Here is a 24,686-nt window from a genome sequence, read left to right as displayed (position 1 = left end):
GCGCGTGAACGGGCCTTAGAAAAAAGACGGGCGCGGGGAAAGCCCCGCGCCCGTCCTGCAATCGAAGCGGCGGTCCGGCGTTATGCGGCGAGCTTGCGCAGCACGTAGGGCAGGATGCCGCCCGCGTAGAAATATTCGATCTCGTTTTCGGTATCGATCCGGCAGAGCGTTTCGAACTCGCCGCTGCTGCCGTCGGGCCGGGTGTAGCTGACCTTCAGCGTCTGGCGCGGCTTCAGCGACTGGAGGCTGCCGAAGGTGAAGGTCTCATCGCCCTTCAGGCCCAGTGATTCGGCGCTTTCGCCGTTCACGAACTGCAGCGCCAGAACGCCCATGCCGATCAGGTTGGAGCGGTGGATGCGTTCGAAGCTTTCCGCGATCACGGCGCGGACACCCAGCAGGTTGGTGCCCTTGGCGGCCCAGTCCCGGCTGGAGCCGGTGCCATATTCCTTGCCGGCCAGGATGATGAGCGGGGTGCCCGTTTCCTTGTACTTCATCGCGGCGTCGTAGATGGATTCCACCTGGCCCGTGGGCAGGTAGGTGGTGACGCCGCCTTCGGTGCCGGGCGCCAGCCGGTTGCGGATGCGGATGTTGGCGAAGGTGCCGCGCATCATCACTTCATGGTTGCCGCGGCGCGCGCCGTAGCTGTTGAATTCGGCCTTGGGCACCTGCCGTTCCGTCAGGTAGCGGCCGCCGGGGCTGTCCGCCTTGATGGAACCGGCCGGGCTGATGTGGTCGGTGGTGATCGAATCGCCCAGCACGGCCAGCGCCCGGGCGTTCACGATGTCGGCCACGGGGGCGGGCGTCATCGTCATGCCTTCGAAATAGGGCGGGTTCTGGACGTAGGTGGAGGCGGGGTTCCACTGATAGGTCTGCCCGCCCGTCACGCGGATGGCCTGCCAGTGCCTGTCGCCCTTGAACACGTCGGCGTAGCGGCTGCGGAACATTTCCGGGGTGACCGCCTGCTGCACCAGGGCGGCGACTTCGCCGTTGGTGGGCCAGATGTCCTTCAGGAACACGTCCGTTCCATCCGCCGTCTTGCCAAGCGGGGTTTCGGTGATGTCGGACCGGATGGTGCCGGCCAGCGCATAGGCGACGACGAGCGGCGGGGACGCGAGATAGTTCGCCTTCACATCCGGGCTGACGCGGCCTTCGAAGTTGCGGTTGCCCGACAGCACCGAGACCGCGACGAGGTCGTTCGCGTTGATCGCTTCCGAGATCGGTTCCGGCAGCGGGCCGGAGTTGCCGATGCAGGTGGTGCAGCCATAGCCGACGAGGTTGAAGCCCAGCGCATCCATGTCGGCGGTGAGGCCGGCCTTGTCGAAATAGTCGGTGACGACCTGCGAGCCCGGCGCGAAGCTGGACTTCACCCAGGGCTTGCGCTGGAGGCCGAGCGCGCGCGCCTTGCGGGCGACGAGGCCGGCGGCGACGAGGACGCTGGGGTTGGAGGTGTTGGTGCAGCTGGTGATGGCCGCGATCACGACATCGCCATGGCCCAGATCATGCGTGGTGCCCGAGACGGGAACGCGCTGGTTCGGGTTTCCGGACTTGCCGTAGCCGCCGAGCAGTTCGGCTTCGAAGGCTTCGTCCGCCTGGTTCAACAGGACGCGGTCCTGCGGGCGGCGGGGGCCGGCGAGCGACGGGAGGACGGCGCCGAGATCGAGTTCCAGCGTATCGGTGAAGACGGGATCCGGGGTGCTGGCGTCGCGCCACATGCCCTGGGCCTTCGAATAGGCCTCCACCAGGGCGATGCGATGTTCGTCGCGGCCGGTGAGGCGGAGATAATCGAGCGTCTGCGCATCGACCGGGAAGAAGCCGCAGGTGGCGCCATATTCGGGCGCCATGTTGGCGATGGTGGCGCGGTCGGCGAGCGAGAGATTGTCGAGGCCGGGGCCGTAGAATTCGACGAAACGGCCGACGACGCCCTTCTTGCGCAGCATCTGGGTGACGGTGAGCACGAGGTCGGTCGCGGTCATGCCTTCGGCGAGCGTGCCCGTCAGCTTGAAGCCGACGACTTCGGGCACCAGCATGGAAACCGGCTGGCCGAGCATGGCGGCCTCCGCCTCGATCCCGCCGACGCCCCAGCCCAGCACGCCGAGGCCGTTGACCATGGTGGTATGGCTGTCGGTGCCGACGAGCGTATCCGGGTAGGCGATCTGCTTGCCGTCCGCGCCTTCGGAGACCCACACCGTCTGCGCCAGATATTCGAGGTTCACCTGGTGGCAGATGCCGGTGCCGGGCGGGACCACGCGGAAGTTGCGGAGCGCCGAGGAACCCCAGCGCAGGAATTCATAGCGTTCGATGTTGCGGGCATATTCCAGCTCCACATTCTGTTCGAACGCCTTTGGCGTGCCGAATTCATCCACCATCACCGAGTGGTCGATCACGAGATCGACGGGGACGAGCGGGTTGATCTTCTGCGGGTCCCCGCCGAGCTTCGTCATCGCGTCGCGCATGGCGGCGAGATCGACGACGCAGGGGACGCCGGTGAAATCCTGCATCAGCACGCGCGCGGGGCGATACTGGATTTCATGATCGGAAGAGGGGTTCTTCAGCCAGGCGGCGATGGCTTCGACATCGGCCACCTTCACGGTGAAATCGTCTTCGAAGCGCAGCAGGTTTTCCAGCAGCACCTTCATCGAGAAGGGCAGGCGGGAGACGTCGCCGATGTGGGCCGAGGCGGCCTCCAGGCTGAAATAATCGTAGGATTTCCCGTCGACGGAGAGAGTGCGGCGGGTGGCGAGCCTGTCGTGGCCGGTGGCGGTCATGTCTGGTCCCTTTGGTTCGAACGGTTCGTGGGATGCCGGAGCCTCCTAGAACGGGGGGAGCCAGGCGGCAAGCGCGCCTTAAGTGGGAAATGCCGCGAGCCGTTAGGGAAGGCGGACGCAGGCGCGGAAAGGGCGAGGATGAAAGAGACGGGCGGGCTGGACGCGGTGCGGGTGGCCGATGGCGCGGGCGATCATGCCGGCATGGGGCACCCGACGCTGCTGCACTATGATGCCGTCCGTCGGCTGTTCGTGGAAACGGGGCTTGCGCCCGAGCCCGAGACCTATGAGCTGTTCTGGCTGCATGTGACCGGCGCGGATCCGGCGCTGTCGCGCGCGCTGGGGGAGCGGATGGCGGCGGGTGGGCTGGACGCCGACGCCGTGAAGGAGCTGAGGCGCAGGCATCTGGGCGATATCGCAGCCGCCGAGGTTCTGGCGCTGCTGGAGGCGACACAGGCGAGCGCCACGCATCTGGCCGGGCGACTGGAGCGTGGCCATGAGGAACTGAAGGCCTATGACGCGGAGATCGCGGCCGGCGACGAGGCGCTGGCAGTGGCGCGCGGGGTGACCGAACTGGCGCAGATGGTGGAGCGCCTGCGGCGCGCGAACGCGGTGATGATGGCGGCAAACCGGCGGCTGGAAGGGGACATCAACGCCGCCCGGCTGGAAACCGGGCGGCTGCTGGAACGGCTGGATACCGCCGAGCGGGCGGCGCGCACCGATCCACTGACCGGCCTTCCCAACCGGCGCGGCATCCTGGATGCCCTGAAGAAGGCCGCGCGCGAGGCGATGGAGGACGGCCAGCCGCTGGCGGTCGGGCTGGCGGACATCGATCATTTCAAGCGGATGAACGACAGATGGGGCCACGGAATCGGCGATGAAGTGCTGCGCTGCGTGGCGACGCACCTGCAGGCCCATGCGAAGCGAAGCGCCGGAGATGGGGCGATGGCCGGGCGGCACGGTGGGGAGGAATTCCTGGTGATGCTGCCGGGGCTGGGGCTGGCGGAAGCGGCCGCCGCGCTGGATTCGGCACGCGCGATCCTGGCGCGGCAGGTGCTGCGCAAGGCCGACGACGGGCAGGTGCTGGGCCGGGTGAGCTTTTCGGCGGGCGTGGCGTTGCTGCGGCCCGGCGACAGCGTGGAGGGTCTTGTGGATCGGGCCGACGCCGCGCTGTATGGCGCGAAGCGCGCCGGACGGGATCGGGTGCAGCCGGAAAAATCCGCCTAGACGTTCATGCTGTCCAGCTCGTGCCGGATCCGGGCGTGGGCTTCGGCGGTGATGGGCCAGCGCCAGACGAGAAGGGCGGCGAGGATGCCCAACAGCAGCGGAGGCCCTACGAACAGGAAGGTGAGCCCGGCCAGCGCCGACGGGCCGTTGACGGCCCCGGGTGCGGGATCGAAGCCCACCAGGCCGAGGATCGGATAGGTGAGGCCAACGGGAACAGCATAACCGAGCTTCTGCGTGGCGGTGAGGATGGCGAAGTTGAGGCCGGTGGTTTCGGCGGCGGGCCTGCCGGCCCGGCGTCGATCGAGCGCCTGTGCATCGGAGAGATCGGCCAGCATCGCGCGGAGCAGGAAGGCCGGGGCGGATATGGGTGCGCCCGCCAGGATGAAGGCGATGGCGGTAAGGGTGACGGCGCCATCGGGCAGGATCCATATGCCCAGTTGCGCGCCGCCCAGCCACAGTCCGGCCAGCGCCGCCATGCGGTGCTTGCCGTGGCGCGCCGCGCCCTTCACCCACAGCGGCGCGGCGAGCAGCCCGGCGAGGAAATAGCCGAGCAGCAGGGCCGAGGCGGTCGCAGCCGCGAAGTCGCGCACGGTGGTGAAATAGAACAGGAACAACGCGCCGGTGATGCCCGGCACCACGGACAGCAGCAGATCGGCGCCCAGCAGCAGCTGCATCCGCCGATCCGCCAGCACGCGGCGCACATCTGCCAGGCGGATGGCATGGCCTTCGCCCGCGTCTGCGCCTTCGGGCACGATCGCGGCGGCGGCCAGCACGGTCAGCGGGATCAGCGCCAGCACGAACCAGCCCATGGCATGGATGCCGGGTGTGGAGCCCTGGCCGGGATCGGCGCGGGCCATCAGCGGTGGGATCAGCAGCACCAGCAGTGTGGCGATGGCGTTGGCCGCCGTCCATGCGCCGAAGATGCGGGCGCGTTCGGCATAATCCGGCGACAGGCGGGCGCCCCAGGCTGTTTGCGCAAGGGAGATCATCGACCAGCCGACATAGAGCAGCAGCAGGGTGAAGAAGGCGGCCGTGGCCGAAACGCCGGGCTGCGCCATGAACACAAGCCATACGCCCGCCGCCAGCACCGCGCCGCCCGCCAGCATCCAGGGGCGGAACTGGCCGATGCGCGTGCGGGTGCCATCCATCAGCGCGCCCAGCAGCGGATCGATCGGGATGTCGATGATGCGCACCAGCGCGAACAGGAAGCCCACCGTCGCCAGCGGCAGACCCAGCGTTCCGGCATAGTGCGGCGGCAGATAGACGACGAGCGGCAGACCAAGCGCCGCAACCGGCAGGCACGGCCCGCACCAGGCGAGCAGATGCTTCAGCTTCACCCGCAAATCCACACTCCCTGTTCCCTCGGCCTGCTTCTTGCCGGATAGCCGGGCCGGGGGCTAGGGGGCATGGATGGCGAGAGATGCCGAACCGGCCCTTGCGGCGGCGAGCCTGGCGCGTGGCGGGCGGACGAACTTCGCCGGTTTCCTGCTGCGGCTGGCGGCGCGCTTTCCCTTCCTTCTGCTGGCGGCGCGTCTGTACGGGCCGGGGGAGCTGGGTGAATTCGCTTATGCGGTGATGGTGGTGGAGTTCACCGCCGCGCTGGCGACGATGGGGCTGAAGCGCGGCCTTTCGGCGGAGATGGCGCGGGGCGGGCATCCCGAAACCCATGCGCTGGCCGACGGCTGGCTGCTGGGGCTGGGGCTTGCGATGGCCGGATCGGCCCTGTTGTGGCTGTTCCCGGCCCTGATGTTCCCCGCCGGCGCGGACAGCGGCCTGCGCGGCCTTGCGCTGATCGTGCCGGCCATCGTGCTTTCGGACGTGTCGCTGGCGGGTCTGGCCTTCCGGCACAGGATCGACGTGGCGGTGCGGGCGCGATCGCTGATCGAGCCCTGGGTTCTGACCATCGCGGCGACGGTGCTGGCCTTCACCGCGGCGAAGCACTGGGGGCTGCTGCTGGCCTATTCGCTGAGCCTTCTGGCGGCTTCGGCCGCTTCGCTGCTGCCGGCGCTGCGCACCTTCGGGCTGCCGCGCGGCTGGCGGCCATCGGCCGGCCGGACATGGAACATGGTGTGGCGCAACCTGCCGCTGGCCGGCGCCGACCTTGTGGAGTGGAGCAGCCGCCGGCTGGACCTGTTCATCCTTGGCCGCTTCGCCGGGCCGCAGGAGGTGGGGCTTTACTATGCGGCGCAGCAGGTGGCGTCTCTGGCGGGGAAGATCCGGGTCAGCTTTGATCCGATCCTGGCGCCGATGCTTTCGAAGGCGGTGAAGGACGGCCGGCCGGGGGCGGCGGCGGCGCATCTGAACCAGGTGGGCTTCTGGGTGCTGAGCTTCCAGCTTCCGGTGGTGCTGGCGATGGGGCTGCCGGGCGAAGGCGTGCTGGGGCTTTTCGGGCCGGCATTCGCGGCCGGGGCGCTGGTGCTGGCGCTACTGCTGACGGCGGAACTGGCGGCGGCGGGCAGCAGCCTTGCGGAAATGGGCCTGATCTATGCCCGGCCCCGGGCGAACCTGGTGATCGCGGCCGGCGGCCTGGCGCTGCAGGCGGTGCTGAGCCTGCTGCTGGTGCCGGCGTTCGGCGGGGCGGGCGCGGCCGGCGCGCTGCTGCTTTCGCTGACGGCGGCTGCCGTCGCGCGGCAACTGGTGCTGAGCCGGGCGCTGGGGGCTGGTGTCGGCTTCTGGCGCTGGAGCCTGGTTGGCGCGGGGGCGGCGGCGTTCGCCTTCGGGCTGCTGCTGCGGGCGCTGCCGGAACTGTGGGAAATGATCCTGCTGATCCCCGGCGTGCTGTTGCTGTTCGCGGGGCTGATGTGGCGTTTCGGCTATGGCCCGGACGACCGCGCGCTTTTCCGCCGCGGCGCTTAGGCGGACCCTTTTCAGGCAGCCTGTTGCCGCCTAGTCTGCCGCCCTGTCGCTTTCGGGCGACGGCCCGAGCCGGGATTACCGGCCGGAGCCATGTTAAAAGGGGCTGACATGGATGTACGCGTTGCAGGGCGGCCGGCTGGCGACCGGATTCGCTTCGAGGGGCAGATGGGCCCGTTTTTCGGTGCGCAGATCGGGCGCCTGATCCTGACGGTTCTGACGCTGGGGGTTCACCGCTTCTGGTGGAAGACGGCGATCCGTCGCCGTTTGTGGACGGACACGACCGTGGATGGCGATCCGCTGGAATATCGCGGTCGCGGGATCGAGATGTTCGTGGGCGCCCTTCTGGTGTTCGCGCTGCTGCTGCTGCCCCTGTCTGCCATCTCGATCGCGCAGGCGGTGATGCAGGGCATGGGGCTGGCCTGGGCGGCGGCGCTGTTGCAGCTGGTGCTGATCCTTGGGCTTTTGTGGCTGTTCGGCTTCGCTGTCTATCGGGCGCGCCGCTACATGCTGAGCCGGACGAGCTGGCGCGGCATCCGCGCGGGAATGACGGGCAATGGCCTGGCCTATGCCTGGCTGAGCTTCCGCATGAGCCTGCTGAACCTGGTGACGCTGGGATTCGCCACGCCCTATTCCGACGCCCGGCGCTGGAACGCCCTTTGGGGCGATGCGATGTTCGGGACCGAACAGGTGCGTGCGGAGGTTGACTGGAAGACGCTGACAAAGAACTTCTGGCCCGCCTACATCGGGTCCATCATCGCCTTTGGCCTGGCGTTCGCCATGGGCTTCGAAGGCGTTGAAGCGGCGGGCAGGGTGATGGCCGGGGATGCCGGGGCGACGCTGGATCCTTCCGTCGGCTTCGCGATGACGAAATTCTATGGCTATCTGGCGATCGCCTTCCTGGCCTCCACCTTCCTGATGCTGGGCTATCGGGCGCATTTTCACCAGGAGGCGCTGGGCGCGACCGCCGTGGGCGGGCTGCGGTTCGGTTTTTCCGCAAACACGCTGGACTGGCTGAAATTCTATGCCGGCAATGCGGCCTGGGTGGTGCTGACGCTGGGCGTGGGCCTGCTTCTGCTGCGGTTCCGGCTGTGGCGCTTCTGGATGGAACATCTGGAGCTGTATGGCGAGCTGGACACCGACGATATCCGGCAATCCGTGCTGAGGGCCCCTGTTCATGGAGACGGGCTTGCCGACGCCTTCGACATCGGCGGAATCTGACGCGCACACAGCACAGCTGTTCGACGGGGAAACGGCCGCCCGCCGCCTGGTGCGTGTGACGCCCTGGGCGGGCGGGCTGCAGCTTTCGGGTGGTGCGGACCTGCTGCTGGCCCGCGCCGAGCTGCGGCTGGTTTCCGATGGCGGGCCGCGGACGGTGCTGGGCCGCTTCGACAATCCGGACTGGCGGCTGGTGGCCGAGCCCCCGCTGCCGCGCGACTGGCTGACGGGTGTGGCGCGCGCCGATGCCGTGCGCCCGCGCGACCTGCGGCTGCTGGCGCTGGGGTTGGGCGGGGCCGCGGCCGTGGTTGCGATGATGTGGCTGTGGGGCGGCGTGGTGCTGGCGGCCGCCGCGCCGCTGGTGCCCGACAGCGTGACCGGGCCGCTGGGCAAGGGCATGGTGGCGCAGCTGGTGGGCGACCGGGCCTGCGAAAGCCCGGCGGCCGATGCCGCGCTGGCGCGGCTGACGGCGCGGATCGGCGCGCCCCGGCCCCTGAACGTGACGGTTGCGGACTGGCCGTTCGCCAACGCCTTTGCCGGGCCCGGCGGGGAAATCGTGCTGACGCGCGGGCTGATCGAGACGGCATCCGGCCCGGACGAGGTGGCGGGCGTGCTGGCGCATGAAATGGGCCATGTGGCGCACCATCATCCGACGAAGGCGCTGCTGCGATATTATGGCGTTTCGCTGCTGGCGGGTTCGCTGGGCGGGCGCAGCGCGGAGCTGGCGGATGTGGGGCTGGCGCTGGCCTCCACCCGGGATGCGGAGCGGGAGGCGGATGCCCATGCCCTGAAGGCGCTGGCGGCGGCGGATGTTTCCACCGCGGGCCTTTCCGCCTTCTTCGAGCGGCAGATGAAGAGTGGGACGAAGCCGGATGGTCAGGCGGAGGAGCGGCTGCGGCAGGTGCTGGCCGAAGCGGGGAGCTGGGCGCGCACCCATCCGCCGGATGCCGAGCGGCTGGAAACGATCCGCGCGGCCGGGGCGTCGGCGCGGACACGGCCGGCCATGACCGCGGCCGACTGGGCCGCGCTGAAGGCCGCCTGCCTCAGTCGGCCGGTTCGAGCCGGCGATTGATCAGCCGACCATCCGGCGCGAGGGCGGCGACCACGACCATCGGGCCTTCGCGCAGCTGGGCTTCCAGCAGGGGAGCCGAGGTTTCGGAGACGAAGATCCGGCTTGTGAAGGCGGGCTCCAGGCGCGGCCCGAATCCCTGGCGCAGATCCAGCCCCGAGACGGCCGGATCCACCGGATGGGCACAGGCGGGGGGCAGGGTGCTGATCGTGGCGATGACGGTTTCGCCCTGCCGTTCGAGGCAGAGGCGGCATTGCGCGGGATCGTTGCAGAGCGCGGCATCCCCGCGCATCTGCCAGGCGTAGCTGAACTGCACATAGCGGCCGCGCAGGGGATCGCGCGGATCATAGCCCCGAATCGGGATCCGCCATTCGGGCGCGGCCGACAGGGCGCGTTCATTCCCCCAGATGCTGGCGGCCAGCCAGAGCGCGGGCAGGGCGAGCGCGGCCAGAAGGAGAGGCCGGCGGATCATGCCTGTTCGCGCCGCTTTGTGACAAGACGGTGCCACAGCCAGCTGAGGCCGACGAGCAGCAGCCCGCCCACGACGAGGCCGCCGCCGGTGGCGGCAAGCGAGCCGAAAAGTTCGATGTAGATGATGAAGATCCTGAGGCCGATGGCGGCGATCGCGACGGCGAACAGGCTGGTCCAGCCGGCGGCGGCCGCGCCCCGGGCGATCAGGGACCAGAGCGCCATGAACGCCGCGATCCCCACCAGGCGACTGGCCATGCCATCGGGATGCGGAACCGCGAGCGCAAGGGCGAAAGCCAGCGGCGGGCCGGCCAGCAGGGGCAGCAGGATGCCGCGCGGGACTTCCCGGCGCCAGCCAAGCGCCAGCGCGGCCGCCGAGGCGAGGGTGGCGGGCAGCAGGCGCAGGGCGTTGTCGGCGGCCTGGGCGGGGGTGATGTGCGAGGCCCAGGCGAAATGGACGATGCTGGCGCCCGCCAGCAGGGCCACGATCCCGGCTTCCCGCAGGGCGAGGCGGAAGCCGGGGCCGCGTTCGGACAGCAGGAAGGAAAGGGCGACGAGCAGGGCGGGGACGGCCATCGCGGCCCCGTGCGCCAGCCGCCACCAGCCGCCCGCATCGATGCTGTCCGCCGCCATGGCGGCAGGACCGATGAGGGCGAGGCCCGCGAAGGCGAGGCCGGTGAGCCGGGTTTGGCCGGAGAGGAGGAGGGCGGGCCCGGTGATGGCGAGCCACAGCAGGAGCGCATGCCAGGCCGGGCCGGTGAGCTGATAGACCTGCGACTGGAGCGCGATTCCGGCCAGCACCAGCCCCGCGAACAGGAACAGCGCGCCTTCGGCCGGCCACAGCCGGTGGCGGCTTTTCCAGTGCCAGTGCGCGGCTGCGGCGCCGAGCAGCAGCGCCATGTGCGCGGCGAGCTTCGCGCCGTGCGGGATACGATCCCAGTTGGCGGAAATCAGGAGGATGATGCCGAGGACGACGGCGAACAGGCCGAGGCCGGCGATGGCCCAGCGGGCGACGGGCCGTTCGCGGGAAGCTTCATGGGCACGGATGCGGTCTGCGGCCGCAAGGTCGATCAGGCCTGCCCCCACCCAGGCTTCGAGGCGACTGTCGAGCGACATGGCTGACTGGTGCAGCCTTGGTGCGCGAGATGCAAGCCCTGCCGTGCGCAGAAGGTTAACGCTGTCGGCAGGTTTGACGGAAATCTGATAGTTAATGGAAATTAATATCATAATTTCAATTATTTGCGAGAAAATTAATTTTGGCATGAGAATTGCTGATTGCTTTCCGAGAGCTGGGCAGTCCGGCGCATAGGATGGGAGTGAGACATGGTTCGATTTCTGGCCACTGTTGCGGCGCTGAGCCTGGTTGTGGCTGCGCCGGTGGCGGCCTCGGTCGTGATCGATTTCGATGACCTGCCGGCAGACGGCGTGGTGCCGACGGGCTACATGGGCGTGAACTGGGGCGGTGGTTTCAACTATTATGACGATGTGCAACCGCCGTTCAGCGCGCGGTCGGGCGCGACGCGCATCTATGGCAACTACAATCTCTATCCGGCCGGCTTCACGGGGCAGATGCCGATCCTGCTGGGCGCGGGTTCTGTGTTCGACGGCGCCTGGTTCGCCGGCTATGACTTCAACAGCATCACGCTGTCGCTCTATTCGGGCGGCGTGCTGCAGACCTCGGTATCGAGCGGCGCGCTTTCGGGGACGCCGCAGTTCCTGGCGACCAACTGGACGGGCGGTATCGACGAGATCCGCATCACCGCCAACGGCCAGGGCAACGGCTATTGGGTGGGCGACGATTTCACCTTCGACAAGCTGGTCGACTATCAGGGCGGCGGCGCGGGCGCCGTGCCGGAACCTGCCACCTGGGCGATGCTGATCGCGGGCTTCGGGCTGGTGGGCGCCGCCGCGCGCCGCCGTCGTGCCGGATCCGTGCTGGCCTGAGCCGCAGCACCGGTTCCACGCGAGACAAGTTGCACAAGGCGGGGGGTCGGCAGCAATGCCGGCCCCCTCTCTTTTCTGGCGCGCGAGGCTTCCTACATCTGCGCCGCAGGCCGCGCCGCGCGGCCCGACGGAAAGGCAGATTTCCCTGATGAGCGAGATACCCACCTGGCACGGCACGACCATCCTGGGCGTGCGGAAGAACGGGCGGACAGTGGTTGCAGGCGACGGCCAGGTGAGCCTGGGGCAGACCGTGATCAAGCCGAATGCGAAGAAGGTGCGCCGCCTGGGCGCGGATGGAAAGGTGGTGGGCGGCTTCGCGGGTTCGACTGCCGACGCCTTCACCCTGTTCGAGCGGCTGGAAGCCAAGCTGGAGCGTTACCCCGGCCAATTGACGCGGGCCTGTGTGGAGCTGGCGAAGGACTGGCGGCAGGACCGTTACCTGCGCCGGCTGGAAGCCATGATGATCGTGGCCGACGAGACGACCATGCTGATCCTGACGGGCACAGGCGACGTGCTTGAGCCCAATGACGGCGTCGCCGCCATCGGATCGGGCGGCAACTATGCGCTGGCGGCGGCCCGCGCGCTGATGGACACCGATGCCGACGCCGAGGCCATCGCCCGCAAGGCGATGGGGATCGCGGCCGACATATGTGTGTACACCAACAACAATCTGACCGTGGAATCCCTTTGATGGATGCAATCATGAATCCGGAAATCGCAGGCGTTGCGGCGCTGACCCCCAAGGCCATCGTGGCCGCGCTGGACCGCCATATCGTGGGCCAGACAGATGCGAAGAAGGCGGTTGCCGTGGCGCTGCGGAACCGCTGGCGGCGCCAGCAGCTGCCGCCCGAGCTGCGCGACGAGGTGACGCCGAAGAACATCCTGATGATCGGGCCGACGGGCTGCGGAAAAACCGAGATCTCCCGCCGGCTGGCGAAGCTGGCCGAGGCGCCGTTCCTGAAGATCGAGGCGACCAAGTTCACCGAGGTGGGTTATGTGGGCCGCGACGTGGATTCCATCATTCGCGACCTGGTGGAGGAATCCATCCGCCTGACCCGCGACCTGAAGCGGGCGAGCGTGCGGGATGCGGCCGAAGCCGCCGCGCTGGACCGGCTGCTGGATGCGCTGGTGGGCAAGGACGCCAGCGAGGCGACACGCCTGGCCTTCCGTGACCGGGTGTTCGCCGGCCAGCTGAAGGGCAAGGAAGTCGATATCGAGGTGGAGGATGCCGGCGGCGGCCTGCCGTTCGAGATCCCCGGCCAGCCCGGAAGCATGCAGATGATCAACCTGGGCGAGATGCTGAAGGGCATGGGGCCGAAGCGGACGAAGCGGCGCAAGATGCCGGTGGAGGACGCCTGGGAACTGCTGGTGAACGAGGAGAGCGACAAGCGGCTGGACACCGATGACCTGACGCGCGAGGCCGTGAAGAACGCGGAAGCCAACGGCATCGTGTTCCTGGACGAGATCGATAAAATCGCCGTTTCTGACGTGCGCGGGGGGAGCGTTTCCCGCGAGGGTGTGCAGCGGGATCTTCTGCCGCTGATCGAGGGCACCACTGTCGCCACCAAATATGGGCCGGTGAAGACCGACCATATCCTGTTCATCGCATCCGGCGCCTTCCATGTCGCGAAGCCCGCCGACCTGCTGCCCGAACTGCAGGGCCGCCTGCCGATCCGGGTGGAGCTGGGCGGGCTTACGAAGGCGGATTTCGTGCGCATCCTTTCCGACACGGAAGCCTCTTTGACGCGGCAGTATGTGGCGCTGATGGGAACCGAAGGGGTGGAACTGAGCTTCACCGCCGAGGGGATCGAGGCCATTGCCGACATCGCGGCGCAAGTGAACGACCGGGTGGAGAATATCGGCGCCCGGCGGTTGCAGACGGTGATGGAAAAGCTGCTGGAGGATCTGAGCTTCGAGGCGGCGGACGGGATGACCCGGTCGCTGGTGGTGGACGGCGCCTATGTGGAGAAGCAATTGGCCCCGATTGCGCGGGATAATGATCTGTCGAAATTTATTCTCTAGGCCGGTGGGCGTCGCTTCCGCCCGTGTGGAGGCGGCTCCGAAAGGACAAAGGCATGGCACAGGATTTCGTGCGGCATCGGCAGCCGTGGAAGCCGGAGGAGCAGGCCAAGCTCAGGACTCTGGCTGCGAAGGGCATGGGGCTGAAGGCCATCGCCAAGGCGCTGACGCGCAGCGAGGAATCGGTTCAGGACAAGGCGCGGGATGAAGGGCTGAAAATCGCGAAGTTGCGGTGAGGGCCGGCCGCGCGGCTGGGCCGCGCGAGTCCGGCTGCGGAGTCTAAGAAGGAAAAGAAGGAAGGGTCCGGCAAAGCCGGACTCGTCGGACGGACCGGGGACGGACCGGCGATAGAGATCGCCGATTCCGCCGGCCGGGTCTCCGGCGAGTCCGGAGGTTAGCGCTGCGCGCTAACTCCGGCCGCCGCTGGCCCTAAAAGGGCCAGACGACCGGCACCCAGAACACCGCCACCACGAAGAACAGCAGCATCATCACGCCGCCCAGCTTCCAGTAGTCGGTGAACTTGTAGCCGGCCGGGCCCATCACCATCAGGTTCACCGGCGTTGCGATCGGCGTGAGGAAGGCCGCCGCGCAGGCGACGTTCACGCTCATCAGAACCGGCGTCACGTTCACGCCCAGCCCCTTGGCCGCCAGCACGGCGATGGGGATGACGATGAGGGCGGTCGCCGTGTTGGAGATCACCTGCCCCAGGATGGCCGAGATGATGAACAGGCCGATCAGCAGCGCGGTGGGCCCGGCATCGCCCAGCAGCAGGATCAGATTGTCGGCCAGCAACTGGGCTGCGCCCGTCTGGAACATCGCGGTGGACAGCGGCATCATTGCGCCCACCAGGATCACCGTTGTCCAGTTGATGGCGCGATAGGCTTCCTCCACCTTCAGCAGGCCCGTGAGGATGACGGCGGTTGCCGCGATCAGGCCCGCGATGGCGGGCTGCACCAGATCGAAGGCGAGCATCGCCACCATGGCGATGAGGATGATTATCGCGGCCCTGGCGCCAAGGCCCATGGGAACCGCCTGCTTGCGCACCACGGCGGGGCTGTCCACCACCAGCACGGCCGGGTCTGCCAGATGCCGATCGAGCGCGGCCCAGCTGCCCTGCACCAGCATCGTGTCGCCCGCGGCCAGCTTCTGCGCGCCGGGCGGCAGCGTTTCGCCCGCGCGGTGGATGGCGAGGACGACGAGTTCGCCATCCCCGGCCGTCATGCCGGGGAAGGCCATGGTGCCGACAAGACGGGAGCGCGGCGGGACGATCACTTCGGCAAGGCCGGATGCCCGGTTGAAGAAGGAATCCGTGATGGCGGGGCCGTCGCTGATCTCCTCCTCCTCGTGCCGGGCCGAGCCGATGAGGGCAAGCGCCTTGTCCTGCGCGAGGGCGGCGATGGTTGCAGGTTCGCCCGAGACGATCAGCGAATGGCCGGGCTGCAGCGCCTCATCCTCTGCCATCGGGGCGTTGCCGGCATCCTTCAGGCGGATGATGCGTACGCCCGGATAGCCGGACAGGTCAAGATTGCGGGCACGGCTGCCGGCCAGGGGCGAATCGTCGCGCAGCTTCAGGCGGAAGAACCGGCCTTCCAGCGCATATTGTTCGCTGAGCGTGTTGGCGTGACGGGAGAAATCCCCCGGCAGCGAAGGGCCCTGGGTATGGGGCAGCAGCCTTGGCCCGAGGAAATACATGATGAGGATGCCGCCGATCACCAGCGGCACACCCACCCAGGCGAATTCGAAGAAGGCGAAGGTCCGCCCGCCGGTCGCATCCGCCAGCGCATCATTGGTGATGACGGAGATTGGGGTGCCGGACAGCGCCAGCATCGATCCGCAATGCGCGCCGAACGCCAGCGGCATCAGCAGCTGTGATGTCTTGGTGCCGGTGCGGATCGCCATGACGACGACGACGGGCAGCAGGGCGGCGACGGCGCCGTTCACGCTGATCATCGCGGTGAGCACGGCGACGATCAGGATCATGAAGGTCAGGAGCCGGGCGCGGCTGTCGGTTCCGGACCACTGGATGAGTTTCTGGCCGACCCAGGCCGTGACGCCGGCGGCTTCCAGCCCGGCGGAGACGACGAAGAGGGTTGCGATGAAGATGATCGTGGGATCGCCGAAGCCGGAGAACACCTCCTGCAGGGAGAGCACGTTTGTCATGTAGAGGGCAAAGGGCACGGCAAGCGCCACGATCACCACCGGCAGCCTGTTCTGGATGAACAGGATGACGGCGCCGACGATGATCAGGAACACGATTGTGATGTCGCTCAAAGGCTCTCTCCCGGTGCAGGGCGCACGCTGCGGCAACGGAGCCGTTAAATCAACCTTTGGAGCCGCTTGACAGCCCGTGCGGAAAGGAGTGCTGTCCGCTGAAAGCAGGCGCGGATCAATCGCGTTCGCGTAAAACGAGGTTTGGGGCATGGCAGAGGCGGCAGCAAAACGCGGCGGGATGGACCGGCTGCTGGACGTGATCGAGCGGGTGGGCAACAAGGTTCCGCACCCGGCGGTGATCTTCCTGGTGATGATCGGGGTGGTGATCATTGCCTCTGTCATCCTGTCGGCGCTGGGATCGTCCGTCTCGCTGGAAACGACGGATGCGGACGGCAATCTGACCAGCCGGGTGGTGGCGGTGAACAGCCTGCTTTCCACCGAGGGCCTGCGCTTCATGCTGACGAGCTGGGTCGACAATTTCATGGGATTCTCGGCCACCGGCATGATTCTTGTGGCCATGATCGGCGTGGGCGTGGCGGAACAGACGGGACTTGTCGCCGCGCTGATCCGCAAGATCGTGGCGGTGACGCCCCCCCGGCTGATCACCTTCGTCATTGTGCTGCTGGGCGGCTTGTCCTCCATCGCGGCGGACGCGGGCTATGTGGTGCTGATCCCGCTTGGCGCCCTGGCCTTCATGAGCCTGGGCCGGCACCCGCTGGCCGGGATCGCCGCGGCCTTTGCCGGGGTTTCGGCCATCTTCGGGGTGAACCTGCTGATCACGCCGCTGGACGGCGCGCTGACGGAAATCACCAACGATGCGATCGCCCTTGTGCGGCCGGGGACGACGCTGGACCTGACGGCGACCATGTGGTTCTCGATCGTCAGCCTGGTGGCGATGTCGGCGCTGTGCGCCTGGATCACCGAGAAGTTCGTGGAGCCGCATCTGGGCAAATATGATCCGGCGCAGGCCGGGCCTGTCGCATCCGAAGGGGCGGGCCCCGCCGACGCGAAGGACGAAGGGCCCGGGCCGGATGCCGAGGCGCGCGGGCTTCGCTGGGCCGGCTGGGCGCTGCTGGCGGTTCTGGCGGCCGTGGTGGCGCTGAGCTGGGGCGAGGGCGCGGTGTTCCGCAACCCGGAAACAGGCTCGCTCATCTCGGACTCGCCGCTGATGAAGGGGCTGATCGTGCTGGTCGCCATCATCTTCCTGGCGGTGGGCGCGGCCTATGGCGCCGGCGCGGGCACGCTGAAGAGCACGTCGGAAGCCATCGGCATGATCGACAAGGCCTTCCGCAACATGGGGCCGCTGATCTTCCTGTTCCTGGTGATCGCGCAGTTCCTGGCCTTCTTCGGGTTCACCAACATCGCGACCGTGCTGGCGGTGAACATGGCCGATGCGCTGGTGGCGGCGAACCTGGGTTCGATCACATTGCTGCTGGGTTTTGTGGCGGCGATCCTGCTGCTGGATATCCTGATGCCCGGTTCCATCCCGAAATGGGCGATCTTCGCGCCGATCTTCATCCCGCTGTTCATCCAGCTGGGCAGCGATCCGGCGACGGTGCTTGCGGCCTATCGCGTGGCGGATTCGCCCATGAACGTGATCACGCCGCTGATGGGCTATTTCCCGCTGATCGTGATCTTCTGCCAGCAATATGTGAAGGATGCCGGCGTGGGCACGGTGATCGCCATCATGCTGCCCTACACGATGTGGCTGGTGCCGATCTGGACCGCGCTGCTGGTGGCCTGGTACATGCTTGGGGTTTCCTGGGGCTTCTGAGGCTCGGGGACCGCGCGGGAGGGTGCCGGCGGGGTCAGCCGGCGCGCTTTTGCGCCCCTTGCGCGAAGAAGCCACTGCCCCGGGCGGAGCCCAGCGTTTCCCAGGCCTCTCGCACGATCGCGCGATCCAGTTCCTTCGTATAGTCGTCGAGGTCGGCGTAGGGGATCAGATCCGGGTGGCGCCTGGCTTCGTTGTCGCGCACGGGGCCGTGGCGCCAGCCGGACAGGCGGCGGTCAACCATCCAGCGGCGATGTTCCAGTTCCGCAAGCCGTTCCAGCAGGGCCGGGCCCAGCCGTGGCAGCGGGATGCCGCCCATATTGTTGGGGCGCGGCAGGGGAACGCGCAGCCAGGCGGCGAGATCGACGCCCGCCGTCAGCAGCTTGGCGGGTAGATGGACGAGCAGGCGGCGGTTGGATTCGCGATACTCCTCGTCAAGATCGTCCCAGGGGCGGTTGGCGGGCAGGCCGGGCTTTGCGGTGCGGCGATAGGCTTCGTGGAACAGGCGGGCGAGATAGTCGCTGCCGGGATCGAACAGGCCCAGGGATTCCGCGAATTCGGCATGGGCGCCGAAGCCGATCAGCTCTGCGGATTCGCAGGCGACCGGGACGCGGGGCAGGCCGGCATTGCCGCCGAGGCGGACGCACACGGGCCCCATGTTCCAGTGTTCCCGCCCGGCCAGGGCGTGGAGCGCGCGGGCGAGCGACAGGGCGCGCGGATCGGAATCGATGGAGACATGGGCCAGTGTGACGGGGCATTCCCCATGGGCCCGGATCAGCGCCTGTTCGGGCAGGTGGCGCGGATCGTCGACCGGGCCCGGATCGAGGAAGCGGATGTCGGCGGATTCGCCCAGTTCGGGGCAGCGGCGGAACAGATCCGCGCGCAGGGCCTCTGCCTCGGGGTCCACGATGGTGATCCGCGGCGACGGCTGGAAGCCTGTGAGCGAGCAGAGCAGGAGATCCGACAGGATCGCGTCACCGCCGCGGCCGAAGCCGAACAGCAGCGCATGGACACGATCCTGCCCGAGTTGCCGGGCGATCAGGGGTGGCGGGTTGCGCCAGTGGAGATCGCGCACGGCCAGTTGCAACTGGTTGACGACCCGCACGCCGGCCATCGGGCCGAACGCGGTGTTGCGCCCGCCCTGCCAGCCATGGGTGGCATTCACGGTGATGGGCAGGCCGGGCGCGCCTTCGCGCAGGGCCTGGATCGCGGACAGCTGCCGGGCTTCATCCGTGAAGGCGACGATGGCGCGCCGCGCGCCGGCGGCATGTTCCCGTGCCGTGGAGGGGCACAGCGGGCCTGAGACGAGCTGCGCGCCCGGTACGCCTGGCCGCGCCTTGTCCGTCGTGAACCAGGTGACGCGGGTTTGCCGAAGCGCGGCGGCCGCGACGACACCGTCGATCAGCGGGTGATCGCCAACCACGAGGAGCGGCTGCGCGGGATCGGCACCCGGCGGCATGGACCGGACCTGTCCGCTGAAGGCTTTTCCTGCGCCCGGCATCGGCTGCGATCTGTTCCCCATGGCAACCCAAGCGAAGCATGGAGGGCGCGCGGGATCGAGGCAAGGGCCGCGGAAGGCGCAGTTCCCAGTTCGTTACAATCTGAGGGGCAAGACGTGCCGCGAGATGCGGTGCCCAGTCCGTCGGTGCTCAGTCCGTCAGTTCGTCCCAAGCGCCCTTCAGCCGGTCCCAGAAGCCCTTCGATTTCGGACAGGCCTCGTGCGGGCTTTCGGTGCCGCGGAATTCCTCCAGCAGTTCCTTCTGCCGGCTGGTCAGCCTGGTGGGGGTTTCAAGTTCCACCTGCACCACCAGATCCCCCATGCCATGGCCGTTCAGCGCGGGCATCCCGCGTCCGCGCACGCGGAACTGGCGGCCGGACTGGGTGCCGGCGGGGATTTTCACCTCCACCGGTTGCTTGTCGAGCCCGGGGATGCTGATCTCGCCGCCGAGCGCCGCGTCCACGAAGCTCATCGGAACCTGTGCGAACAGGGTGGTGCCGTCACGCTTCCAGATGGGGTGCGGCTTCATGTGGATGAAGATGTAGAGATCGCCATTCTCGCCGCCGCGCGGGCCGGCTTCGCCTTCGCTGGCGAGGCGGATCCGGGTGCCGTCATCGACGCCCCTCGGGATTTTCACCTTCAGTTGCTTGCGCCGTTCGACGCGGCCTTCGCCATGGCAATGTTCGCAAGGGTCCGAAACGACCTGGCCCGAGCCGTGGCATTGCGGGCAGGTGCGTTCCACGATGAACATGCCGTTCTGCATGCGCACCTGGCCCCGGCCGCCGCAGGTGTTGCAGGCTGTCACGCGGGAGCCGGGCTTGGAACCGGTGCCGACGCAATGGTCGCAGGTGGCGGCGACATCGAGGGAGATGTCCGCCTCCGCGCCGTGGAAGGCATCCTCGAAGCTGACCTGCAGATCGTAGCGGACATCGGCGCCGCGCTGCGGCCCGGCGCGGCGGCCGCCGCGCGCCCCGCCCATGAACTGGTCGAAGATGTCCGAGAAGATGTCGGAGAAGGGCGAGGCGTCGCCGAAGGGGTTGCCGCCGCCGTTGCCCGGCTGGCCGCGCACGCCGGCATGGCCGAAACGATCATAGGCGGCGCGCTTCTGTGGATCCGACAGCACGCCATAGGCTTCGCTGATGGCCTTGAAGCGCGCCTCCGCGTCGGCGTCGCCGGGGTTCTTGTCCGGGTGCCAGCGCATGGCGAGCTTGCGATAGGCGGACTTCAGCGCCGCCTCGTCGCAGCCCTTCTGAACCTCGAGCAACTCGTAGTAATCGACTTCCGCGTACATCCGCGCCAGCCCTTCGCAGGAAGGGGCCGGGGGTCAAGCCCCCGGCCACAGATGTTTACTTCTTGCTGTCGTCGACTTCGGTGAAGTCGGCATCGACGACATCGTCGGCAGGCTGTTCGCCGGCGGGGGCGGCCCCTTCGGCCTTGGCCTGTTCGGCGGCATAGACCGCTTCGCCCAGCTTCATCGCCACCTGGGCGAGCGCCTGCGCCTTCTGGTTGATCTGGTCGGCGTCGCCGGAATCCAGCGCGGCCTTCACCTCTGCGATGGCGGCTTCGATTGCCGTCTTCGTTCCGGCATCGACCTTGTCGCCATGTTCGGCCAGCTGGCGTTCGGTGGCGTGGACGAGGCTGTCGGCCTGGTTGCGGGCTTCGGCCGCTTCGCGGCGCTTCTTGTCCTCGCTGGAGAACTGCTCCGCTTCCTTCACCATCTTCTCGATGTCGTCCTTCGACAGGCCGCCCGAGGGCTGGATGCGGATCTGCTGTTCCTTGCCGGTTCCCTTGTCCTTCGCGTTGACGGCGACGAGGCCGTTGGCGTCGATATCGAAGGTGACTTCGATCTGCGGCACGCCGCGCGGGGCAGGCGGGATTCCGACGAGATCGAACTGGCCGAGCAGCTTGTTGTCAGCTGCCATTTCCCGTTCGCCCTGGAAGACGCGGATGGTGACCGCCGACTGGTTGTCGTCGGCCGTGCTAAACGTCTGCGACTTCTTGGTGGGGATGGTGGTGTTGCGGTCGATCATGCGGGTGAAAACGCCGCCCAGCGTCTCGATGCCGAGCGAGAGCGGGGTGACATCCAGCAGCAGCACGTCCTTCACGTCGCCCTGCAGCACGCCGGCCTGGATGGCGGCACCCATGGCGACCACTTCATCCGGGTTGACGGACGTGTTCGGCTCCTTGCCGAACAGATCCTTCACGAACTGACGCACGCGGGGCATGCGGGTCATGCCGCCGACGAGGATGACCTCGTTGATGTCGGAAGCCTTCACGCCGGCTTCGTTCATCGCATCCACGCAGGGCTTGCGGGTGCGTTCGATGAGATCGAGAACCAGCTTTTCGAGATCCGCGCGGGAGATCGTCTTCACGAGGTGCTTCGGACCGGTGGCGTCCGCCGTGATGAACGGCAGGTTCACTTCGGTCTGGGCCGAGGACGACAGCTCGATCTTGGCCTTTTCGGCGGCTTCCTTCAGGCGCTGAAGGGCAAGCCGGTCGCCCCTGAGGTCGATGCCTTCATCCTTCTTGAAGCCGTCGGCCAGGAACTCCACGAGCTTCGCATCGAAATCCTCGCCGCCCAGGAAGGTGTCGCCCGAAGTGGACTTCACTTCGAACACGCCGTCGCCCAGTTCCAGGATCGAGACGTCGAAGGTGCCGCCGCCGAGGTCATAGACGGCGATGGTGTGGGCCGACGTGCTCTTGTCGAGGCCGTAGGCGAGCGCCGCGGCGGTCGGTTCGTTGATGATGCGCAGCACTTCGAGGCCGGCGATCTGGCCGGCATCCTTGGTGGCCTGGCGCTGGGCGTCGTTGAAGTAGGCCGGAACGGTGATGACCGCCTGGGTGACGGTTTCGCCGAGATAGGATTCCGCGGTTTCCTTCATCTTCTGCAGGATGAAGGCGGAGATCTGCGACGGGCTGTAATCCTTGCCGCCGGCCTGAACCCAGGCGTCGCCGTTGCCGCCCTTCACGATCTTGTAGGGGACAAGGCCGATGTCCTTCTGGGTCATCGGATCGTCGAAACGGCGGCCGATCAGGCGCTTCACCGCGAACACGGTGTTTTCCGGGTTGGTGACGGCCTGCCGCTTGGCGGGCTGGCCCACCAGACGCTCGCCGTCCTTCGCGAAGGCGACCTGCGACGGGGTCGTCCGCGCGCCTTCCGCATTTTCGATCACCTTGGGCGTCGCACCTTCCATCACAGCCACGCAGCTGTTGGTGGTGCCGAGGTCGATCCCGATAACCTTCGCCATAGTCTTCCTTGCCTGTCTTGCGCTGCAGAGGCCCGCAGCGCACCTTTCCGATAGATTTTTCTGGGACGCGCGAAGGCGCCCTTTCATGGCGGCATATAGGGGGGGGATTTCCGGCATCAATGGTTTCGGAGCGCTTTTTCCCCGCCGTTCATCCGCGCGAAAGGCGGACTGTTGCAGCGGCGATGGTGCTGAGGATAGGATTTCCACCCAGAGCAACCCGGGAGAGAGACCGAACATGCTGCGCGCGCTTGCCCTTTCCACCCTGCTGCTGGCGCCCGCTGCGGCTGTTGCCCAGGCGCCCGTGCCGCATGTCCAGGATGCCTGGGTTCGCCTTCCCGCCGTGTCTGGCCGGCCGGCTGGCGGCTTCTTCCTGATCCACGGCACCGCGAAGGCGGATGCGCTGGTGGGCGTGACATCGCCCAGGGCGGAACGGATCGAGATGCACAGCATGGTGAACGAGGGCGGCATCATGAAGATGCGCGCGGAAAAGAGCTTTGCAGTGCCCGCCAAAGGGGCGCTGACGTTCGCGCCGGGCGGCAGCCACCTGATGATCTTCGGGCTTTCCCCGGAGGTGAAGCCGGGCGCGACCATTCCGCTGACCTTCAGCTTCCAATCGGGCGCGAAGGTGACGCTGAACGCCGAAACCCGTGCCGCCAACGCCCCCGTGAAGGCGGCTGAGCCTGGCCACCAGCACTGAGGAGTGGCCCGCCCGTCGGGCGCTGACAGAGGGTGAGCAGGCGCTTGCGGCCCGGGTGTTCGGCCCTGCGCTGGATCCCGGACCGGTGCGGATCAACCGGCTGAAATGGTGGATGTGGCAGCCTGCCTGGATCACCATGGCGCCGGACGGGCACCTGTGGTTCCACCCCAACGGCGATGCGTGGAGCGCGGATTTTTCCGCTGAGGGGCCGGTGCTTCGCGGGCATTTCGTCCACGAGATGACGCATGTGTGGCAGCATCAGCAGGGCATCAGTCTGATTTTCCGGCGGCCGCCGTTCGCCCGCTATCGCTATCTGCCGCTGGTGCCGGGCAAGCCCTTCCAGCGCTATGGGCTGGAGCAGCAGGCCGAGATCGTGAAGGACGCCTATCTGCTGGGCGAAGGCGTGCGCCTGCCCGGTCGGCCGCCGATCGAGGCCTATCGGGCGCTGCTGCCATTTTCGGTGGACCCTATGGCCTGATCAGCAGGGCGTGGCGCTTCTTGCCAAGGCTGAGTTTCGCGGGGGCGGCGACGGGCTGGTTGGGATCGCTGGCCGGCTCGCCGTCGATCCGCACCGCGTTCTCGCCCAGTTTGCGCCGGGCTTCGCCCTTCGAGGCCGCGAGACCGGTGAGGACGAGGGCATCGACCAGCGGCAGCGGCGTGGGGATCGCGAAACTGGGCAGGGCCTCTCCGGCGCCGCCTTCCGCGAAGGTGGCGCGCGCCGTGGCTTCGGCGGCGGCCGCCGCCTCTGCCCCGCGGCAAAGCGCGGTGGCGGCATTGGCGAGCGCGATCTTGGCGTCGTTGATTTCCGCGCCCTGAAGCGTTTCCAGCCGGGCGATCTCCGCATCGGGCATGTCGGTGAACAGGCGCAGGAACTTGCCCACGTCGCGGTCGTCCACGTTGCGCCAGAACTGCCAGTAATCCCAGTCGGGCAGCTGTTCGCGGTTCAGCCAGACGGCGCCGCCCGCCGTCTTGCCCATCTTCGAGCCGTCGGCATTGGTGATGAGCGGGGTGGTGAGGCCGTAGAGATCCGCACCCAGTACGCGGCGGCCGAGATCGATGCCCTGGGTGATGTTCCCCCACTGGTCGGAGCCGCCCATCTGCATGACGCAGCCATAGCGGCGGTGGAGCTCGACGAAGTCGTAGCTCTGCAGCACCATGTAGTTGAACTCGATGAAGGACAGCGGCTGATCCCGTTCCAGACGCAGTCGCACGGAATCCATCGTCAACATGCGGTTGACGCTGAAATGGCGGCCGTAATCGCGCAGGAAATCGATGTAGTTCAGCTGTTCCAGCCATTCGGCATTGTCGGCCATGATGGCGTCCGAAGGGCCGTCGCCGAAGGTCAGGAAGCGTTCGAACACGCGGCGGATGCTGGCCTTGTTGGCATCGATGGTGGCCTGGTCCAGCATCTGGCGCTGGCTGTCCTTGCCGGATGGATCGCCGACCTTGGTGGTGCCGCCGCCCATCAGCGCGATCGGCTTGCCGCCATGCTGCTGCAACCGGCGCAGCATCATGATCGACATCAGGTGGCCGATATGAAGCGAAGGGCCGGTCAGATCGAAGCCCACATAGGCGATGAGCCCCGGCTTCGCGGCGCGCGCGTCGATCGCGTCGGCATCCGTCAGCTGGTGGATGTAGCCCCGGCGCGCCAGGGTTTGCAGAAATTCGCTCTTGTAGGTCATGGCGGGGCCGCTCTAGGCG

At 67.7% G+C, this 24,686-nt stretch carries 20 protein-coding genes; 11 read left to right on the top strand and 9 right to left on the bottom strand.

All coding sequences use genetic code 11. From position 1 onward, the window contains the following. Positions 1-80 precede the first annotated feature (80 nt). Positions 81-2,765: an aconitate hydratase AcnA gene (gene acnA / locus ACW9TV_RS01570; RefSeq protein ID WP_494304116.1), complete on the bottom strand. Its 2,685-nt coding sequence runs from the start codon at positions 2,763-2,765 to the stop codon at positions 81-83. A gap of 138 nt (positions 2,766-2,903) precedes the next feature. Between acnA and ACW9TV_RS01565 the strand changes: the two genes are divergently transcribed. After that, positions 2,904-3,989, top strand: coding sequence for a GGDEF domain-containing protein (locus ACW9TV_RS01565; protein ID WP_494304115.1), 1,086 nt, complete (start codon positions 2,904-2,906; stop codon positions 3,987-3,989). On the opposite strand, the gene ACW9TV_RS01560 is transcribed toward ACW9TV_RS01565, so the two are convergent. Beyond that, on the bottom strand, positions 3,986-5,326 hold the full coding sequence (locus ACW9TV_RS01560) for an MFS transporter (RefSeq protein WP_494304114.1): 1,341 nt from the start codon (positions 5,324-5,326) through the stop codon (positions 3,986-3,988). The two genes, ACW9TV_RS01565 and ACW9TV_RS01560, sit on opposite strands and share 4 nt — an antisense overlap. Positions 5,327-5,399: 73 nt before the next feature. Between ACW9TV_RS01560 and ACW9TV_RS01555 the strand changes: the two genes are divergently transcribed. The 3 genes from ACW9TV_RS01555 (at position 5,400) to ACW9TV_RS01545 (ending at position 9,132) form a co-directional block, all read left to right on the top strand. Beyond that, positions 5,400-6,845, top strand: a complete 1,446-nt coding sequence (locus ACW9TV_RS01555) for a lipopolysaccharide biosynthesis protein (RefSeq protein WP_494304113.1) — start codon at positions 5,400-5,402, stop codon at positions 6,843-6,845. A 108-nt stretch (positions 6,846-6,953) separates the two neighbouring features. Then, positions 6,954-8,063, top strand: coding sequence for a DUF898 family protein (locus ACW9TV_RS01550; RefSeq protein ID WP_494304112.1), 1,110 nt, complete (start codon positions 6,954-6,956; stop codon positions 8,061-8,063). Then, positions 8,032-9,132 carry a M48 family metallopeptidase gene (locus ACW9TV_RS01545; protein ID WP_494304111.1) on the top strand — a complete coding sequence of 367 codons (1,101 nt, stop codon included), beginning with the start codon at positions 8,032-8,034 and terminating at the stop codon, positions 9,130-9,132. The genes ACW9TV_RS01550 and ACW9TV_RS01545 overlap by 32 nt, the downstream gene beginning before the upstream one ends. Here ACW9TV_RS01545 and ACW9TV_RS01540 read toward each other — a convergent pair. Together ACW9TV_RS01540 and ACW9TV_RS01535 are read right to left on the bottom strand one after the other, a co-directional pair. Continuing rightward, the gene (locus ACW9TV_RS01540) at positions 9,104-9,601 is read right to left on the bottom strand and encodes a GDYXXLXY domain-containing protein (protein WP_494304110.1); all 498 of its coding nucleotides are present in this window, start codon (positions 9,599-9,601) and stop codon (positions 9,104-9,106) included. The genes ACW9TV_RS01545 and ACW9TV_RS01540 overlap by 29 nt on opposite strands. After that, positions 9,598-10,713: a DUF2157 domain-containing protein gene (locus ACW9TV_RS01535; RefSeq protein ID WP_494304109.1), complete on the bottom strand. Its 1,116-nt coding sequence runs from the start codon at positions 10,711-10,713 to the stop codon at positions 9,598-9,600. The genes ACW9TV_RS01540 and ACW9TV_RS01535 overlap by 4 nt, the downstream gene beginning before the upstream one ends. 207 nt (positions 10,714-10,920) lie before the next feature. Between ACW9TV_RS01535 and ACW9TV_RS01530 the strand changes: the two genes are divergently transcribed. From ACW9TV_RS01530 to ACW9TV_RS01515, 4 genes are all read left to right on the top strand, one after another. Beyond that, on the top strand, positions 10,921-11,541 hold the full coding sequence (locus ACW9TV_RS01530; protein WP_494304108.1) for a PEPxxWA-CTERM sorting domain-containing protein: 621 nt from the start codon (positions 10,921-10,923) through the stop codon (positions 11,539-11,541). A gap of 148 nt (positions 11,542-11,689) precedes the next feature. Then, the gene (hslV, locus tag ACW9TV_RS01525; protein ID WP_494304107.1) at positions 11,690-12,232 is read left to right on the top strand and encodes an ATP-dependent protease subunit HslV; all 543 of its coding nucleotides are present in this window, start codon (positions 11,690-11,692) and stop codon (positions 12,230-12,232) included. Further along, on the top strand, positions 12,232-13,563 hold the full coding sequence (gene hslU, locus ACW9TV_RS01520) for an ATP-dependent protease ATPase subunit HslU (RefSeq protein ID WP_494304106.1): 1,332 nt from the start codon (positions 12,232-12,234) through the stop codon (positions 13,561-13,563). The genes hslV and hslU overlap by 1 nt, the downstream gene beginning before the upstream one ends. 53 nt (positions 13,564-13,616) lie before the next feature. Beyond that, entirely contained in the window at positions 13,617-13,796 is a 180-nt protein-coding gene (locus ACW9TV_RS01515; RefSeq protein WP_494304105.1) for a hypothetical protein, read from the top strand. A 193-nt stretch (positions 13,797-13,989) separates the two neighbouring features. Here the strand turns inward: ACW9TV_RS01515 and ACW9TV_RS01510 are convergent, their stop codons facing one another. Further along, positions 13,990-15,831: an SLC13 family permease gene (locus ACW9TV_RS01510; RefSeq protein ID WP_494304104.1), complete on the bottom strand. Its 1,842-nt coding sequence runs from the start codon at positions 15,829-15,831 to the stop codon at positions 13,990-13,992. A 148-nt stretch (positions 15,832-15,979) separates the two neighbouring features. On the opposite strand from ACW9TV_RS01510, the gene ACW9TV_RS01505 reads away from it, so the two are divergent. After that, positions 15,980-17,545 carry an AbgT family transporter gene (locus tag ACW9TV_RS01505; RefSeq protein WP_494304103.1) on the top strand — a complete coding sequence of 522 codons (1,566 nt, stop codon included), beginning with the start codon at positions 15,980-15,982 and terminating at the stop codon, positions 17,543-17,545. 34 nt (positions 17,546-17,579) lie between these two features. On the opposite strand, the gene ACW9TV_RS01500 is transcribed toward ACW9TV_RS01505, so the two are convergent. From ACW9TV_RS01500 to dnaK, 3 genes are all read right to left on the bottom strand, one after another. Beyond that, on the bottom strand, positions 17,580-19,001 hold the full coding sequence (locus ACW9TV_RS01500; protein ID WP_494304102.1) for a RyR domain-containing protein: 1,422 nt from the start codon (positions 18,999-19,001) through the stop codon (positions 17,580-17,582). A gap of 190 nt (positions 19,002-19,191) precedes the next feature. Further along, positions 19,192-20,331: a molecular chaperone DnaJ gene (gene dnaJ / locus ACW9TV_RS01495; protein ID WP_494304101.1), complete on the bottom strand. Its 1,140-nt coding sequence runs from the start codon at positions 20,329-20,331 to the stop codon at positions 19,192-19,194. 55 nt (positions 20,332-20,386) lie between these two features. Continuing rightward, positions 20,387-22,288, bottom strand: a complete 1,902-nt coding sequence (gene dnaK, locus ACW9TV_RS01490; RefSeq protein WP_494304100.1) for a molecular chaperone DnaK — start codon at positions 22,286-22,288, stop codon at positions 20,387-20,389. A 235-nt stretch (positions 22,289-22,523) separates the two neighbouring features. Between dnaK and ACW9TV_RS01485 the strand changes: the two genes are divergently transcribed. Both ACW9TV_RS01485 and ACW9TV_RS01480 read left to right on the top strand, forming a co-directional pair. Beyond that, positions 22,524-22,985 (top strand): copper chaperone PCu(A)C, encoded by a 462-nt coding sequence (locus ACW9TV_RS01485; RefSeq protein WP_494304099.1) that lies wholly within the window; start codon positions 22,524-22,526, stop codon positions 22,983-22,985. A gap of 55 nt (positions 22,986-23,040) precedes the next feature. After that, positions 23,041-23,463: a vgr related protein gene (locus ACW9TV_RS01480; protein ID WP_494304098.1), complete on the top strand. Its 423-nt coding sequence runs from the start codon at positions 23,041-23,043 to the stop codon at positions 23,461-23,463. Here ACW9TV_RS01480 and tyrS read toward each other — a convergent pair. Then, the gene (gene tyrS / locus ACW9TV_RS01475) at positions 23,453-24,667 is read right to left on the bottom strand and encodes a tyrosine--tRNA ligase (protein WP_494304097.1); all 1,215 of its coding nucleotides are present in this window, start codon (positions 24,665-24,667) and stop codon (positions 23,453-23,455) included. The genes ACW9TV_RS01480 and tyrS overlap by 11 nt on opposite strands. Between the last annotated feature and the right edge of the window lie 19 nt (positions 24,668-24,686).

The sequence above is a fragment of the Sandaracinobacter sp. T42 genome (assembly GCF_059115405.1).
This window is presented reverse-complemented; position numbering and strand designations above follow the sequence as displayed.